Below are 16,114 nucleotides of genomic sequence, written 5' to 3' on the forward strand. Positions count from 1 at the left end.
CCGTGGCGATGCTCTCCAGGCGCTCCGCGGGCCGCGGCGGTCACTCGCGGCTCGTGGCGGGCGGCAGGAAGGACGAATCGAAGATGTTGTCGAGGTCCGGGCGGCGCCCCAGCTGCCCGTCCTGGACGAGAAAGTCGATGTGCTTGTTGACGAGCGGGGCCAGCGACGTGGGGTCGTTGTTCGGGGCGAACCGCCGCCGGACCTCCTCCAGCGAGAAGAGCTCGTATCCGTCCGTGCTGATGTCCGAGGCCGGGATCTTGAGCGCCTTCGCGATGATCTCGTTGCCCTCCTGCGGGTGGGCCTTCCAGAACTCGACGGCCTGGAACCACGCCCGGATGAAGGCGCGGACGTCGTCCGGGCGGTCGCGCAGCACCGTGCTGCGGAAGAGCGTGAAATCGGCGAACAGCGCGGGCGTCTCCTTGCTCGAGAAGATCGCCTTGGCGCCGGACTTCGCCGCCTGCGTGACATAGGGCTCCCAGGTGTGCCCAGCCTGGATCGTATTGTTCGCCAGGAACTGGGCGACGTCCGTCTCGCCCACGTTGACCAGCGTCACGTCGTCGATGGCGAGCCCGTTCCTCTCCAGCATCTCGCTGACCAGCATCTCGCCCATGGCGCCGGTCTTGGCCGCGATCTTCTTCCCCTTGAGATCGGAGATCGTCTGGATCTCCGGCCGCGCCATGATGACGTCGGCGCCCGCCGTCTGGCCGGAGTAGAGGACGACCCGCGCATCGGGCTCTCTCGCGAGGATGCGCACGACGACCTCCATGGTCCACGGCAAGCCGTCGACCTTGCCCGCGGTGAAATCGGAGATCATGCCGTAGAGATCCGGGTTGAAGACGAGCTCCACGTCGACGCCCTGCTGGTCGAAGAAGCCCTTCTCCTCGGCGATCGACAGCGGGAAGTACCCGAGCCAGTAGCCGTGGCTGAAGCGGAGAGGCGGCCGCGCCTCCTCGCCCCGGTCGCCGGGCGAGGGATCCGGCTGGCACGCCGAGGCGAGGACGGACAGCGCGGAGACCGCGAGCCAGCCGATGGTGCGTCGCGCAGCCGATGTCTTCATGGTCTCACGGGGCTCCTTCTCGGGGCGTGTCGTGCGGGCAGCGCGCGCCGCGCGGCGGCGCGACAGCGCGGAATGCGCACCGATCGCCGCGCGCCTTGCTCCCGGCGCCGAGACGACGGCCCGACTGCGAGGCCCCCCTGCATGTTGCGCAGCCTACCATGAACCGCCGCGGCGCCGCGATGCTCTGCGACCGGATCACGGCGATCCGGGGGCCCGGCTCGAGGTCGCCGGCGCCGTCTGCCCGACTGGACTGCCTCGCACCGTCGCGACACCTCGGTAGGTAGCTCGGCGCAGGTGTGCCGAAGGCATCGATTGCTGAAGCAAAACCATTGCGATATTGCAATGCGAGCCAGCCACGACTACCTTTAAACTTACCCTTCGCCCCTATCGTCTGCTTGCCATTCGAAATCAGTTGAAGAGAACCCCACTCATCGGAGGTGACTCATGGCCTCGTACTTTGTCGTGCGCGATGTCCTCTCCCGTCTCGTCGCGGCGTCGGCGCTGCTCGTCGCCCTCGCGGCCGGCCGATCCGCCGAGGCGGCGTCGTCTTTCACCCTCTTCGAGAGCGGCCATGTGCGTCCGCTCGCGCTCTCGCCCGACGGAAAGCTGCTATTCGCCGTGAACACACCCGACAACCACCTCGAGGTGTATCGGGTCAAGGATCAGGGTATCGAGCACCGCGCCTCCATCCCCGTCGGCCTCGAGCCGGTGGCCGTGGCGGCGCGGAGCGATTCCGAGGTCTGGGTCGTCAACCACCTGTCGGACAGCGTGAGCGTCGTCGAGCTGACCCAGGGGGCGCGCTCGGGCCGGGTCGTGCGGACGCTGCTCGTGGGCGACGAGCCGCGGGATATCGTGTTCGCAGGTCCTGGAAGGCGCCGCGCGTTCATCACGACGGCGCACCGCGGACAGAACATCCCGTTCGATCCCCAGCTCACGACGCCCGGCGTGGGCCGGGCGGACGTATGGGTCTTCGACGCTGATCGCCTCGGGTCGACGCTCGCCGGCGCGCCCCTCACGATCGTCACGCTGTTCAGCGATACCCCGAGGGCGCTGGCGGTGACGCCGGACGGCAGCAAGGTGTATGCGGCGGCCTTCCACTCCGGGAACCGCACAACCGCGATCCACGAGGGCATCATCCCGAACGGCGGAGAGGCGGCGGGGGGCGTGCCGGGGCCGGCCACCAACGCGGAGGGGATCCCGCACCCGGAGACGGGGCTCATCGTGAAGTTCAATGGTTCCCACTGGGTCGACGAGCTGAACCGCGTCTGGGACAGCTCCGTCCGGCTCTCGCTGCCCGACAAGGACGTGTTCGTCATCGACGCGAACGCGAGCCCGCCGAGGCAGCTGCCCGGCGCCGCCGGGTTCTACAGCGGCGTCGGCACCATCCTCTACAACATGGTGGTGAACCCGGTCAGCGGGAAGGTATACGTGTCGAACACCGAGGCGGGGAACGAGAAGCGCTTCGAGGGGCCCGGGATCTTCGCCGGCCAGACGGTACGAGGTCACCTGCACGAGAGCAGGATCACCGTCCTCGGCCCGGCGGGCAGCGTCACGCCGAGGCACCTCAACAAACACATCGATTATGACGCCTGCTGCGCCCCGGTCCCGAACGCCGAGAACCAGAAGAGCCTCGCCCTCCCGCAGCAGATGGCCGTCACGAGCGACGGCAAGACGCTGTACGTGGCGACGATAGGCTCGTCCAAGATCGGGGTGTTCAGCACCGCCGCCCTGGAGAACGACACCTTCGTGCCGAGCGCCTCCAGGCAGATCCCGGTGCCCGGCGGCGGCCCGACGGGGCTTTTGCTCGACGAGGCGCGGCGGCGCCTCTACACGATCACGCGCTTCGACAACGCGATCTCGATCCTCAGCACGACGACCAAGTCCGAGATCGCGCACGTGCCGATGCACAACCCGGAGCCGCCGAGCGTGGTCGCCGGCCGCCGGTTCCTCTACGACGCGTCGTTCGAGTCGAGCCACGGCGACTCGTCGTGCGCGAGCTGCCATGTCTACGGCGATTTCGACAGCCTGTCCTGGGATCTCGGCAATCCGGACGGGGTGGTCGCCGACATCCCGGGGCCGTTCGAGTCACACCCCCTCGATTTCGGGATACCCGACACCCATCACCCGATGAAGGGGCCGATGACGACGCAGAGCCTCCGCGGGATGGCGAACCACGGGCCCATGCACTGGCGCGGCGATCGCACCGGGGGCGACAACGAGCCGAGCGCGCACCCGGACAGCGGGACGTTCGACGAGGTGACGGCGTTCCTGGAGTTCCAGGCCGCCTTCCCGGATCTCCTGGGGAGGAGCGAGCTCATCCCCGAGGCCGACATGCGGGCGTTCGCCGATTTCATCCTGCAGGTCACCTATCCGCCCAACCCGAACCGGGCGCTCGACAACTCGCTCACCCCTGCGCAGCAGGCCGGGCGCAGCTTCTTCTTCAACAACGTGTCCGACTTCAGCGAGGAGGGCACCTGCGTCTCGTGCCATGTGCTCGACCGCCACGCGAACGAGGAGTTCGGCGTCGATGCGCCGGGCTTCTTCGGCGGCGATGGCCGGTACACGTTCGACCTGGAGACCGAGGCCTTCAAATCGCCGCACTTCCGCAATCTGTACCAGAAGGTCGGCATGTTCGGGATGGCGAACAACGAGCTCTTCCCGGGCAGCGACGCGCACCTGGGCGACCAGGTCCGCGGCTTCGGCTTCAACAACGAAGGGGGCGTCCCCACGCTCTTCCGCTTCGTGAGCTCGGCGACCCCCGACATGGGGTTCAACCAGTCGCCGCTCACCCCGGGCGGGTTCCCGCCGGGGCCGGAGGGGGACGTGATGCGGCGCGAGGTGGAGCAGTTCCTGCTCGCGTTCGACAGCAACCTGGCGCCGATCGTCGGGCAGCAGGTGACGCTCACCCGCCACAACGCGGCCGCGGTCGGGCCGAGGATCGATCTGCTCCGCGCGCGGGCTGATGCAGGGGAGTGTGATCTGGTGGTCAAGGGATCACACGACCACGAGGCGGCGGGGTTCCTCTACGTCGGCGCGGGCCTGTTCGTCGGCGACCGGCTCTGCGACGCGCCGATCCGCGACGCGGCGCTGCGGCACCGGGCCTCGCGCAATCGGGGCGAGCTCACGTACACGTGCGCGCCGCCGGGCTCGGGGGTGCGGATCGGGCTGGATCGCGACGGCGATGGATTCCGCGACGGCGACGAGGAAGACGAGGGCAGCGACCCGGCAGACCCGTCGAGCACGCCCTGAAGGTCGCGCCGCGCCCTTCGCTCGCGCGACTGCCCACATGACGGAAGCGCTGCTCGCGCTCGGCGTGGCCCGGCGACGAGCAGCGCGAGGGGCGGCGCTACCCCGCCGGCCGGAGCCGGAATGCGCCGCAGTCGGGGTGTTCGATGCGTCCGGCGAAGAGCGAGCCGTCGAACGCGAGGTCGCCCTTCATGCCCACGGTGACGTAGTTGGGCGGGCGCTCGATCCAGGCGCCGGGCGAGAACGATGCCGTCCGCGTCTCGGCGTCGTAGCGGCCGCTCATGAGGTATTTGCCGGCGGCGCCGGACTCGGCATGATGAAAGCCGAACACGGCCTTGATCCTGTCGCCCTTGACCTCCAGGATCCGGAACGTCATCTCGGTCGTGCCCTGCGGGCAGTCGTAATCGCCGATCCAGGTCCGTGTCCGCTCGAACGGGTTGTCGCCCGGGAATTCCTCCGGCACCCAGCCGTCGGCCGCCGTTATCGCCGCCGCCGGGGGCGGATCCTGGAGGACGATGTAGACCGTCTCGGCGGCGGGCGGCGGCTCCGGCGCGCGCGGCTCGGCCAGCGTGGGCGCGGGGCCGCACCCGGCCAGCAGGAGGGCCGCGCATGCGGCGCGGCGCAGGGCCGAGCGCCGTCGGGGGGCGGGGGCGTTCGCGGTACCCATGCGCGGGAGGGTACCATGGAGAGGGCCGAGCGCGGAGCGTGCTTCAGCGGCGGCAGCCGATGCGCTCGGTCGCGACGACGACATCGTCGTAGAGGATGGTGTGTGTGTCGGAGACGGTCATGCCGAGCTCTTCCATCTCCGCCCGCCGGCGGGCGTCGGAGTCGCGCTCGTAATAGGCGTCGAGCATGAATTTCTTGAAGCGCACGTCATCGCTCGATCGGAAGTCGAAGCCACCGAACGGCTCGGGCTGGGTGCACGCGCTGAAGTCGCACCCTCCCGTGTGGAACTGGGCGCGGAGCCAGGTGCCGTCGGGGTAGCCGGGGCGGTAGTCGCCGATCGCCACGCCGTCGATCCAGAACGCGAGCGCGCCGTCGCTCTGGCCGACCGTGTTGGCGCGAGCGTGCATCTCGACGCAGAACCATCGGTCGCGCGGGAACGACGCTTGATCCGGCGGCTGAAAGACATTCCCGTAGTAGTACGTCGTGCCTTGATCGCCGGCGCAGCCAGGGGTGGCGGTCCCGTCGTTGCAGCGCCCGGAGCGCATCTTGTACCAGTAGGCGTAGAAGTTGAAGACGTCGTCGGTCGTCGTGTCGAAGTCGAACCAGAAGCCGTCGTCTCCGGACGGCACCGTGTTCGCGAGGCCGCTGCTGTCCCAGCTCTCGGTGCCCGCCGCCATGCGCACCCAGTGGTGCGGGTTCGGGGCGAGCTCGGGGAAGCGCACATGGAAGCGCCAGTAGAGCGCGTCGACGCGCTCATGGGTGACCCACGTGGACGACGAGATGTACGTCTCCTCCGCCAGATCGGCGGTCGTCACGGTCGAGCGGAGGTAGGCCTGCCCGGCGTTGGCTGTGGCCGGGTCGGTCTCGATATGAAGGTAGCGCGTGTCGGCCGTTGGCCCGTCCCAGCGCCCCCAGCCCTGCTCGAAGTCGTCGTGGAAGAGCACGGCCGGGTCGCCGGCGAGCCCCACGTCGTCCGGGTAGCGCTCGCTCAGCGTGCCGGACGGCGACGTGTCGCCGCCGCCCCCGCCGCCATCGCTCGTTCCGCCGCCGCCGCCGCCATCGCTCGTTCCGCCGCCGGCGGGGTGCGGCGAGGGCACGTCAGGCCCTGAGCCGCCGTCGCCGCCGTCGCCGCCGGAGCCCGGCGTGGAGTCGCAGGCGGCGAGGAACAGCGCGATCACCAGGGGAAATTGCAGAGGATTCTTCATCCTTCCACGCTATCCGCAGCTCCGCCGCCTGCGCGAGCGTCCGAGGAAAAAATGCGGAAGACCCGGTGGCGGGCGGTGTAGGTTCGCTGTCCGGCGAGCCGCGCTCAGGAGCAGGCCGCCCGTGCTGCGATCGGAGAAACTCCGGATCTTGCAGGCCTGTGTTCGCGCTGAATGCGCTTGACAGAACGAAGGCGGGTTGGTTGACCTTCCGCCAGGAATCGCGACCATGAGGTCAGCGCCAGCCGGGCTGTCGGACTGAGGGCGAGCGCCCAGGCCGGCGCCGCGGCAACATGCTCCGTCTTCGTGACGGCGAAGCGCCGTGATTGAAGCGAGGTGCGTCGATGCCCGTGCCTGGACCGCTCGATCGAATTCCGCTCTGGTTGCTCCTGGGGATCATGATCGTGGTCCTGGTGCTCGCCGTCGAGGGCGGCTATCGGCTGGGAGGATACCGGCTGCGCCGGTCCGAGGGGGAGGCCGGGGCCCACGTGCTCGCCCTGGTCACAACCACGATGGGTCTGCTGGCGCTCGTCCTGGCGTTCACGTTCGGCTTTGCGGCGACCCGCTTCGAGGCGAGGAAACATATGGTCGTCGACGAGGCCAACGCGATCAAGACGACCTACCTGCGCGCCGGCCTGCTCCCCGGCGACCGCGGTGCGAAGGTCCGCGCGCTGCTGCGTGACTACGTGGCGTCGCGTCTGGAGGGGGTGAGGCTCGGCAACGTCGAGCAAGCGGTGCGGCGCTCGGATGAGCTGCACCGGGAGCTCTGGAAAGAGGCGGAGACCGCCGGACGAGACCACCCCAGCTCGCCCGTCGTGGCGCTCTTCATCGAGTCGCTGAACCGGACGATCGAGCTCCACACGACGCGCGTCAACGTGGCCATCCGGAGCGGTATTCCAGGGGTCCTGTGGGCGGCGCTCTTCGCGGTCGCGATCCTGAACCTGATGGCCGTCGGTTATCACGCCGGTCTGGTCAAGACGCGCCGGTCCCCCACGGTCGCGACGCTGGTCATGAGCCTCTCGGTCGTCATGCTGTTGACCGCCGACCTCGACCGCCCGCAGGAGGGGGCTCTGCAGGTGAGCCAGCAGGCGATGAACGATTTGCGGCGAACGATGGGCAATTGAGCATCCCTCGTGCGTCTGGCGGACGTGCGAGGAGCTGAACGGCGCGTCCCGCGCGGTCGCGGGACGTTGAACGCCGAGGGAGGGACGGAAGACGGAGATGGTCACACTCGACGGATCATCCACGGTCACGGGGGAGTGGGCGATGCCGCACCTCTCCGCCGAGGAGCATGCGGCTCGCGGCAAGGCGGAGCGCGCGGAGATCCCACGTGCCGCGCATGCGAACTGGGAGGCGCTGCCCAACCGGCCCGATCCGATCGCGCTTCTTGAGGAGCAAGCGAAGACCCGCGTGCCAGAGCTCGTGCCGATCCGCTACGGCCGGATGCTGGTCTCCCCGTTCACGTTCTACCGGGGAGCAGCGTGCGTGATGGCCTCCGATCTGGCCGCCACGACGCGCTCGGGCCTGAGGGTGCAGCTCTGCGGCGACGCGCACCTCTCGAACTTCGGGGTGTTCGGATCCCCCGAGCGCCGCATGGTATTCGACATCAACGACTTCGACGAGACGCTCCCGGGACCGTGGGACTGGGACGTGAAGCGGCTGGCCGCCAGCATGGAGCTCGCCGGGCGCGACAACGGCTTCTCGAAGTCGGCGCGGTCCGACATCGTCCTGACGACGGTCCGCGCGTACCGCGAGGCGATGCGGAGCTTCGCGCCGCTCCGCAACCTCGACGTCTGGTACGCGAGCCTCGACATCCAGCAGATCCTCGACCGGTTCCGCTCGCAGGTGGGCCGCGATCGCCTGAACGTCACCGAGCGCAACGTCGCGAAGGCGCGGACGAAGGACAGCCTTCAGGCCTACGAGAAGCTGACGCGCGAGGTGGGCGGCCGGCGGCGAATCATCAGCGATCCTCCCCTGATCGTCCCGATGGAGGATTTCGTGAAGGGCGTGGACCGCGAGCAGCTCGAGCAGCAGGTGCGCGAGATCCTGCGCGGCTATCGCGCTACGCTCCAGCCCGATCGGCGGCACGTGCTGGAGGGGTACAACTTCGCGGACATGGCCCACAAGGTCGTCGGGGTCGGGAGCGTCGGCGCGCGCGCCTGGATCATCCTGCTGTTCGGCCGTGACGAGGAGGACCCTCTCTTCCTGCAGGCGAAGGAGGCGCAAGCGTCGGTCCTCGAGCGGTTCCTTGGCAAGAGCGCGTACCCCAACAGCGGCCAGCGCGTGGTGGCGGGCCAGCGGCTGATGCAGGCCGCGAGCGACATCTTCCTCGGCTGGCAGCGCGTGAAGGGCGTTGACGGGATCGAGCGCGACTTCTACGTGCGCCAGCTGCGCGACTGGAAGTTCTCGGTGGACATCGCCGCGCTGGATCGGGTCCTCCTGACGACGTACGGCGGCCTCTGCGGCTGGACTCTGGCGCGCGCACACGCGCGCTCGGGCGATCGGATCGCGATCGCGGCCTACCTCGGGAAGGCGGACACCTTCGACAAGGCGGTCGCCGCATTCGCGATCGCCTATGCCGACCAGACCGAGCGCGACCACCAGGCGCTGGCGGCCGCGGTGAAGAGCGGGCGCATCCAGGCCGAGCGTGAGTGATCCGTCCGCCTCCTGGAGCGCCGAGCCGCTCTGGTCGACAAGCCGTTGAAATTGGGAGTTCCCGCGAAGAGTCTATCCAGAAGAGGTGCTCAGCCCTCGAGCTCACGTTGGGCCAGGTCTACTTTTATCATGAACGGCAACCAGAATAGCGGACCGAGGACCAGCCCGACGTACGGTATGACCTGCACGATGCAAGCGACCATCGCAAGGGTCGAGGGCGCACGACGCGCGAGGTATTGTCGGCGGGCGTGGTTCTCGATGGCGCCGCACAAGCCGACGTTCGCGACGAATATCCAATAGTAGCCGTACAACGGAATGAACAATTTCACGACGGCGTCTCCCGGCTCGACGTGCCTTCCGTCGTAGGTCTGGCGCGCGGGAGCTGGCACTCGCGCCCACGCCTTATAAAGCCAGGTCAGCCCCACGATGATCCCGGCGACGAACAGCGAGCCTGGGATCCAAGTGGCTGCATCGAGCGCTTGTCGCAGCGGCGCTGGTGCGAGGGCGCTGACAGCGGGCCGCACTACTTGCACGAGAATGATGCCGCCGTACAGCAGCGTCAGCGTTGTCACGCGCCGCGGGTGTGCTGGTCGCCCAGCTGAACGGAGTGAGTTGTCGGTGGGATTCATGGCGAACTTTCATTCGTCGGCCAGGGGCGATCGAGCAGAAGTGTCGGCATGCGTTGGAGGGCATTCGCAGCACATCACTCTTATGCCATTTAACGAGTCGTGGACTGGTCGACCGAAGCCGGCGGACCAGGTCTGTCGATTCGAGCGCCTCTGGTGACCTCTCGCACGGAGGATCTCACCAGCGGCGCTGCACCGCAAGCCCGAGGGCTCTCCAGTGCCGTAGGACGATCCGTTGAACGCAGGCGGCGGTCACAACGTTGCAGCGCGCCTCCGTCGCGGCGCGTCTCGCCCCGCTCTCGCGTCACCGCCGCGTGCTCATCGCGCCGGCGGGCGGGCCCTTTCGGAGCTCTCGGGGAGGGCAGCCGAACCAGCGCCGGAACGCGTGGCTGAACGCGGTCGTGTCGGAGAAGCCGAGCCGGAGCGCCGTCTCGGTCACGCTGCTCCTCGCCAGCATGTCGGCCGCGCGGTCGCGGCGCACCTCCTCGACAAGCTTCCGGAAGCTCGTCCGCTCGCCCTGCAGGCGCCGGCGCAGCGTCCGCTCCGTCGTGCCGAGGGAGCGAGCCACGTCGTCCAGCGTCGGTATCCCGCCCTCGGCGCTCGCGAGCGCGCGGACGAGCTGGTGCCGCACGCCGTCCGCGATCGACGGCGGCGCGAGCTGCTCGCAGAGGGCGCTCACGCTCCGGCACAGGTACTCCCATAACCTCTGGTTCGCGCCCACAGGCACCATGTCGAGGACCTCGCGGCGGAACACCATCCCGTCCCAGGGCGCGTCGAACCGCACGGGGCAACGGAAGAACTCCACGTGCGCAGTCCGGCGCGGCGGGGCCGCGTGGCGGAAGCTCACCTCCAGCGGCGTGAGGTCGTCGCCCGCCATCTGCCGCAGACAGCCGAGGTTCTGTGCCAGCGCTGTCTCGTTGGAGAGGCGGTGCCCCAGCGTGAGCGGCCGCAGGCGATGCCACCGCACCTCGGCGCGCTTCCCGCTCTCGATCGCCTCCCATCGGCCCGAGTCGGTCAGGAGCGCGCTGTACCGCGCCGCGGTGTCGAACGCATGGCGGATGGAGGGCGCGCTCATGATGGCGAAGCCGAGAACATGCAGGTCCTCCACCGTCGCCCGCTGCGCGACGCGGATCGGCAGCGACGGGTCGTCCAGCGTTTGACCCAGATAGGTCCACAGATCGAGCAGCCGGTCGATCTCGATGCGCCGGTCGGGATCGGCGGCGAGCGACGGCAGGCGCGCGGCGCGCTCCATCGCGCCCAGCCGGATGCCGTCGCGGAGCCCGAGGTCGACGACCAGCCTGGCCACGGACGTCATCACGGTGGGCAGCGGGCGGTGCATGCGCCCGCGATTATGCAGGATCCGCACCGGCGGTCGCTCGCCGGTGCTCGCCGCGGCGCGAGAGCGCGGTGGGGCGAGCGCGCTCTGACGCGCCGATCAGGGCGCAGGCACCGCGGGCGTCAGGGGCTGGTGAAGCCGAGGAGCCCGTGGCCGACGAGGATGGTCGTGATGTTCGGAGGCAGGGAGGGGGCGTTCGCGGGGCCCGCCCATCCTTCGCGCATCAGCGCCGTCCGGATGCGCGAGATCGGGGAGACCTTGTGGGCCTCCTGGAGCAGCTTCATCGCCTCGGCCGGGATGGTCAGCGTGCCATCACCTCCCAGCGCGACGCATTGAATCTCGACCTGCTTGCGCGCGGGCGGGGGCATCGCGAACGGCGACGCGCCCTCGACGTCGCCGTCCGTGCTGGTGAGGCGCACGAGCGTGGCCTGCGCCGGCCTGCAGCTGCCCCCCGGGCCGCCGCAGCCGAGCGTCAATGGGCTGCCGTCGAGCGGCACCGCGACGAGGGCGGCCGCCGACGCCGTGTCGGGGGTGAACGCCTCGCCGGCCACGATCGGCGCGCTGTCGGGGAAGTCGAAGGCCATCTCGCCGCCGGGCGAGATGCCCACGACGACCTCGTCGCCGCCCTCGATCGGGTCGACGGGGTTGTTCGGAACGGGCCCCGCCCCGGCGAGCACGGTGTACTCGGCCGCGAAGGCTTCCTCCGCCGCGCCCTGGTTGACCACGATCGCCGTCGTGCTCGACTCCACGGCGACGATGGGGAACGCGCCCTGGTTCTTTGCGTTCGCCGCGCCGGTGACGCGCAGGTAACGGCCGACATCCGCTGCGGAGAAGGTCGCGCCCTCGATCGTGTAGGCCGCGGTCCCCGTCTGCCCCGGAGCGACGCTCGCCTGTCCTGCCCCCGTCGACGTCGGGCACACATAACCCGAGCCAGCAAAGCGGCACGCGAGGGGCCCGCCTTCGAGGCCGGCAATCGTGATCACCCCCTGATCCGTCAGCGCCGGCGGCGGATTGTCCTGCGTGTCGTAGACCCACGCCTTGCACCCTTCGATCTCCCCGGGCACCTGCTCGTAAGCGGGAGGCCTGGAGGGGGTGAACAGGACTTGCACCGTGAGGCCGTGGCCCGCCTGCGGCGCGCCTTGAATCGATACATCCTGGATCGAGATGATCCCGTTGTGCGTCGCGACCGGGCAGCGGACCGAGCCGCCCTCACCGGAGCTCGAGGAGCCGCCCTCGCCGGAGCTCGACGAGCCGCCTTCACCGGCGCTCGACGAGCCGCCCTCGCCGGAGGCCGACGAGCCGCCGTGCCCAGCGCTCGTCGAGCTGCCGCCGGCGCCATCATCATCATCCGACATGGGGCAGCCCGCTGCGACCGCGAGGGTGGTGGCGAGCGCGAGGGCCATTGAGCCCCTCCTTGAATTTCGCGAGAGTTCCATTCGACCGATCATGGCTTTGAGCCTCCACGCGTCCGGCGAGGCGCGACGCGCGCCTCCGCGGCTGGACATGAGGCAGATGTAGCGATTGGCCTCAGGGGCGGCTTGGTCGCGCCGGCCAGCGAGCTGGTCGAATCGGCCATTTCCACCGGCGACTCCGGGTTTGTTCGCGTGCAACGCCTCCTGAACGCCTGGCGCGCGCTGGAGCTCGCGCTCCTCCTCGGGCGCGAGCGCGAGATAGCCGACCTCATCGTCGCCCGCTTCCTCGACCCGGAGCCACCGCTCCTCCAGGGCACCCACATCCGCGTCCCCCTCCGCATGGGAGCCGTCTGCGCCCGCGCCAGCCGGCCGGCGCCGCTTGACGACCGGCGCTCCTGGTTTATAGTGAGCCCCGCTGCTGCGGTGTGCGATCCCCTCGTTCGCGCACCGGGTCCAAATCGGGGGAGAGTGAGCCGCGGCCCCGTCGCGTGATCGCGCCGGCCGCGTGCGTCTTCGTGGATTGGACAGCAGCATGGTTGGCAAATTGCATCTCGATGCGGTGGTGCGTCGCCTGGATGGCGCGACGGCCCGCATCGACAATCCGTTCGGTATTCCGATCACCCTCGTGGCGAGGGAAGATGTCGTCGTCGAGGCCGACGGCATCGAGGAGCTCCTCCGGTTCGCCTCGCTTGAAGGCACGCTCCGCGATCTTCAGACATGGGAAAAGGCCGGCAGGATTGCCCCGTTCTGGGGCGGCTCAGCCGGCGAGATCCGCTCCATCGTGCTCACGCCCGACTTTCACAAGGGCGCGGGCATCCCCGTGGGCACCGTCGTGGATGCCCGCGGGTTCGTGGTGCCGCAGGCCGTCGGCAACGACGTCTGTTGCGGCATGCGCCTGCTCGCGACGGACGTGGACCGGGACGAGCTCGCGCCGCACATCGGCGCCCTGAAGCAGCGGCTCCGCGCGATCTTCTTCCAGGGCCAGCGCGATATCCCCATGTCGCCGCGCCAGCGCGCGGCGATGCTCCGTGATGGCCTGTCCGGGCTGCACGAGACGGCGGCGGACAACGCCCGCACGGGCCTGTGGGCGCACTACGATCCTCGCGCCCAGCGCGCGGATCTCGATCGCGTGCACTTCCACGGCGGGCTCCCCGCGCGTGGGACGTTCGCGTTCGACGCGTACATCCAGGCGTCGGGCCGGGCGGACGGGCGTGACATCCAGATCGGCACGGTCGGCGGCGGCAATCATTTCGTTGAGATACAGGCCGTCGACGAGCTGGTCGACGGCGCGACGGCGCGCTCGTTCGGGCTCTCGAAGAACGCCGTCACGATCATGGCCCATGCGGGCTCCGTCGGGCTCGGACACGCGGTCGGCGGCTATTTCAACGAGCGCGCCCGCGCGCTGTACCCCGCGGGGGTGCCCCATCCGGCGCACGGCTTCTATGTGCTGCCGGCGGTGGGCCCCCACGCCCACGAGGCCTCCGTCTACCTCGACGCGATGCGGAACGCCGCGAACTTCGCGTTCGCGAACCGCCTCTTCCTGGGCCTCATGGTGGTGCGCGCGATGCGGGAGGTCCTTGGCCGCGAGGTCACGAGCACGCTCGTGTACGACGCGCCGCACAACCTCATCTGGGAGCCCGACGGGGCCGAGCCGCGCTACCTGCACCGCAAGGGCGCGACGCCCGCCGGAGGACCGGACGGCGAGGGCGGAGCGTTCTCGTACACCGGTGACCCGGTGATCATCCCCGGCTCGATGGGCGACTCGAGCTGGGTGCTGGCGGGCGCAGGGCACGCGGCGCTGCTCGCGAGCGCGTGCCACGGCGCGGGCCGCAGCCTCACGCGAGGCCGCTCCGCGCACGCGGACGAGGACGTCTACCGGCGCGCGGTCGAGAAGCTGCACATCGTGACGCCGCTCGACCCCGACGCGCCCCACGTGCGGCGGCGGCGCGACATCCTCGCGAAGTACCACCAGCGGATGAAGGAGGAGGCGCCGTACGCCTACAAGCCCATCACGCCGGTGGTGCGCTCCGTCGAGGAGGCGGGCATCGCGCGGCGCGTGGCGCGACTCTGGCCGCTCGTCACGGTCAAGGGATAGGAGCACGACCCGGACGAGCGCTCCTCCCGCGAGCGGGTGCCTGAGCTGCGCGGGCTCCTGGTTCCACCCACCAGGAGTCCGGCCGGTGCTTCGGCGGGTCCATCCGGGCGAAGTTGCCCCTAGAGAACAGGTCGAAGTCGGCCTGCGGCGGGATGAATTCCGACCATCGCGACGCGCACTTGCAGTCGGGATGGAGGCCGGCATGCGCGAGACGTTCGATCGCCGCGCCGAGATCCTCCCCGCGCTGGCTTCCGGTTGATGCGCTACGCCGAGCGCCTCATGAGGCCCCGCACGCTGGTGTGCGGAGGCGCGGCAATGCTTCCAGCTACCACTCTGCGAGCACGCCGGCGCTGACGACGTTGGCGTCCTGCGTCTCACCGCGATGCCAGGTGTGCTTCAGATTCATGCCGTCGATCGAGAACACCACAGGGGTCATATAGTAGGCGATCTTACCGCCGATCCCGCGCACCTCCTTGATCACGCTGATCTTCACCGGGTTCGATGCGGCCTTGTCCCAATCCGTCTCCGTCACGTTGGTGGAGCCATAGGAGACTGCGACCTCGAAATCACCCGCGCGGTAGTTCGCGGCTGCCAGGTAGCCGTGGTGCGTGCGCAGCTCGCCGATGCTGTCGATGGCCGTGTTGCCGAGCGCCCACGCGGTGCCGAGGCCCTGGCCGAGCCAACCCGTGGCGCCGATACCGAAGCCGACATAGCGACCCCAAGCGCCGACGCCGACGCCCCAAACGTTGCGCACCGCGTCCGCCGGAATGCCGGGATCCTGCGTGGCGGGGTCGGACGGTGACGCCGTGGTGCGGCCGACCATCTGCGTCAAGCCGTTGACCCAGGCGTTGACCTCGTCCTTTACGACGGGCTTGTCGTTCAACACCTTGCGAAAGGTGAGCTCGCCCTCGAAGCGCGGCGCGACGGTGCGATTCCAGGAGCTGTCGATCATGGCCGGGTCGAGCGCCGCCAACGAGAGCTGCACGCCGGCGAGCTCCGGCGTGGCGTAGCCGAGCTGCGCGTGACGCGACGGAAACATCGAGCCCACGCCGGTGTGGCCGCAGGTGGCCGCCCCTGACGAGTCCACGTTGCACGGATGACCCACGCCGTGCTGGTGGATCAGAGCCCAGTTCATCCTCATGCCGCCGCGATTGAACAAGCCGAGGCGGCGACCGCCCCACGCTGCGCCCCAGCTGCCGGACAGGTCCACATACTGCTCGCGGAAGTCCACCGAGGCCGCATCGTTGAACTGGCGCACGTTGTTGGTCTGGGCGTTCTGAATGCCGGCCCACAACGCCAGCTTGATGGTGAGCTTCACGTCCGGCGAAACTTGCTTGTAGACGTTGAACGCCAGGATCGTGCTGGCGAAGCCGCCACGAATGCGGAACGTAGTCAGATCCGTGTCGGTGACGGTGTTGCCGACGGCGCCAGCGGGCGTCGGGTTGCCGCGGATGGCGATCTGCGGTCCTACCAAGATGTACCGATCGGTCGAGGCAGGGTCATCGGGGTCGACCTTGTTGCCCAGGTTGTCCGCGTTGATCGTCTCACCACCGATCCAGTTGAGGTAGGCGTCGACGCGGCCGTTGGTCGAGACCTCCCAGTCGTCCACCTTCTCCTTCTTGAGCAGGAAGATCTCGGCTCGCGCCGGCGACGAGGACAGCAGCGCGGCCAGGGCGCCCGCGCAGACCACGAGGGCACGCACGACTCTCTTTGAACGAAGCACGTTTGCCGACCTCCTCTGCCTGGATCTCGAACGAAGGCCGGCCTGGACAGCAAGCCGGCGACGCATGCAGCGATAGGAACAAATAGTCCAAACGAA

General features: G+C 69.3%; 11 protein-coding genes. 4 read left to right on the plus strand and 7 right to left on the minus strand.

The window, feature by feature from the left end; all coding sequences use genetic code 11:
- Positions 1-40: 40 nt before the first annotated feature.
- The gene (locus WME97_RS10480; RefSeq protein ID WP_437551660.1) at positions 41-1,057 is read right to left on the minus strand and encodes an ABC transporter substrate-binding protein; all 1,017 of its coding nucleotides are present in this window, start codon (positions 1,055-1,057) and stop codon (positions 41-43) included.
- A 444-nt stretch (positions 1,058-1,501) separates the two neighbouring features.
- On the opposite strand from WME97_RS10480, the gene WME97_RS10485 reads away from it, so the two are divergent.
- Positions 1,502-4,306, plus strand: coding sequence for a hypothetical protein (locus WME97_RS10485; RefSeq protein WP_437551662.1), 2,805 nt, complete (start codon positions 1,502-1,504; stop codon positions 4,304-4,306).
- Positions 4,307-4,403: 97 nt separating this feature from the next.
- Here WME97_RS10485 and WME97_RS10490 read toward each other — a convergent pair whose 3' ends face one another.
- A complete protein-coding gene (locus tag WME97_RS10490; protein ID WP_437551664.1) occupies positions 4,404-4,970 on the minus strand; it encodes a hypothetical protein in 567 nt (188 codons plus the stop codon).
- A 43-nt stretch (positions 4,971-5,013) separates the two neighbouring features.
- Entirely contained in the window at positions 5,014-6,174 is a 1,161-nt protein-coding gene (locus tag WME97_RS10495) for a hypothetical protein (RefSeq protein ID WP_437551665.1), read from the minus strand.
- A gap of 341 nt (positions 6,175-6,515) precedes the next feature.
- Here WME97_RS10495 and WME97_RS10500 point away from each other — a divergent pair, with 341 nt between their 5' ends.
- Together WME97_RS10500 and WME97_RS10505 are read left to right on the plus strand one after the other, a co-directional pair.
- On the plus strand, positions 6,516-7,295 hold the full coding sequence (locus WME97_RS10500) for a hypothetical protein (protein ID WP_437551667.1): 780 nt from the start codon (positions 6,516-6,518) through the stop codon (positions 7,293-7,295).
- 97 nt (positions 7,296-7,392) lie between these two features.
- Positions 7,393-8,826, plus strand: a complete 1,434-nt coding sequence (locus WME97_RS10505; protein ID WP_437551669.1) for a DUF2252 domain-containing protein — start codon at positions 7,393-7,395, stop codon at positions 8,824-8,826.
- 89 nt (positions 8,827-8,915) lie between these two features.
- Here WME97_RS10505 and WME97_RS10510 read toward each other — a convergent pair whose 3' ends face one another.
- From WME97_RS10510 to WME97_RS10520, 3 genes are all read right to left on the minus strand, one after another.
- Entirely contained in the window at positions 8,916-9,455 is a 540-nt protein-coding gene (locus WME97_RS10510; protein WP_437551671.1) for a hypothetical protein, read from the minus strand.
- A gap of 301 nt (positions 9,456-9,756) precedes the next feature.
- Positions 9,757-10,791: an AraC family transcriptional regulator gene (locus WME97_RS10515; RefSeq protein WP_437551672.1), complete on the minus strand. Its 1,035-nt coding sequence runs from the start codon at positions 10,789-10,791 to the stop codon at positions 9,757-9,759.
- A 119-nt stretch (positions 10,792-10,910) separates the two neighbouring features.
- Entirely contained in the window at positions 10,911-12,191 is a 1,281-nt protein-coding gene (locus tag WME97_RS10520) for a hypothetical protein (RefSeq protein WP_437551674.1), read from the minus strand.
- Positions 12,192-12,732: 541 nt separating this feature from the next.
- Between WME97_RS10520 and WME97_RS10525 the strand changes: the two genes are divergently transcribed.
- Complete coding sequence (locus tag WME97_RS10525) at positions 12,733-14,295, plus strand: RtcB family protein (protein WP_437551676.1); 1,563 nt, start codon at positions 12,733-12,735, stop codon at positions 14,293-14,295.
- A 325-nt stretch (positions 14,296-14,620) separates the two neighbouring features.
- Here WME97_RS10525 and WME97_RS10530 read toward each other — a convergent pair whose 3' ends face one another.
- Positions 14,621-15,997, minus strand: coding sequence for a porin (locus WME97_RS10530; RefSeq protein ID WP_437551678.1), 1,377 nt, complete (start codon positions 15,995-15,997; stop codon positions 14,621-14,623).
- Positions 15,998-16,114 lie beyond the last annotated feature (117 nt).

This window comes from Sorangium sp. So ce367, from assembly GCF_051520455.1.
In the GTDB taxonomy this organism is placed as follows: Bacteria; Myxococcota_A; Polyangia; order Polyangiales; family Polyangiaceae; genus Sorangium; species Sorangium cellulosum_B.

Coding starts and splice junctions, on each gene's coding strand:
- WME97_RS10480 (WP_437551660.1), bottom strand. CDS start 1,057: ATGAAGACATCGGCTGCGCGACGCACCATCGGCTGGCTCGCGGTCTCC.
- WME97_RS10485 (WP_437551662.1), top strand. CDS start 1,502: ATGGCCTCGTACTTTGTCGTGCGCGATGTCCTCTCCCGTCTCGTCGCG.
- WME97_RS10490 (WP_437551664.1), bottom strand. CDS start 4,970: ATGGGTACCGCGAACGCCCCCGCCCCCCGACGGCGCTCGGCCCTGCGC.
- WME97_RS10495 (WP_437551665.1), bottom strand. CDS start 6,174: ATGAAGAATCCTCTGCAATTTCCCCTGGTGATCGCGCTGTTCCTCGCC.
- WME97_RS10500 (WP_437551667.1), top strand. CDS start 6,516: ATGCCCGTGCCTGGACCGCTCGATCGAATTCCGCTCTGGTTGCTCCTG.
- WME97_RS10505 (WP_437551669.1), top strand. CDS start 7,393: ATGGTCACACTCGACGGATCATCCACGGTCACGGGGGAGTGGGCGATG.
- WME97_RS10510 (WP_437551671.1), bottom strand. CDS start 9,455: ATGAATCCCACCGACAACTCACTCCGTTCAGCTGGGCGACCAGCACAC.
- WME97_RS10515 (WP_437551672.1), bottom strand. CDS start 10,791: ATGCACCGCCCGCTGCCCACCGTGATGACGTCCGTGGCCAGGCTGGTC.
- WME97_RS10520 (WP_437551674.1), bottom strand. CDS start 12,191: ATGGCCCTCGCGCTCGCCACCACCCTCGCGGTCGCAGCGGGCTGCCCC.
- WME97_RS10525 (WP_437551676.1), top strand. CDS start 12,733: ATGGTTGGCAAATTGCATCTCGATGCGGTGGTGCGTCGCCTGGATGGC.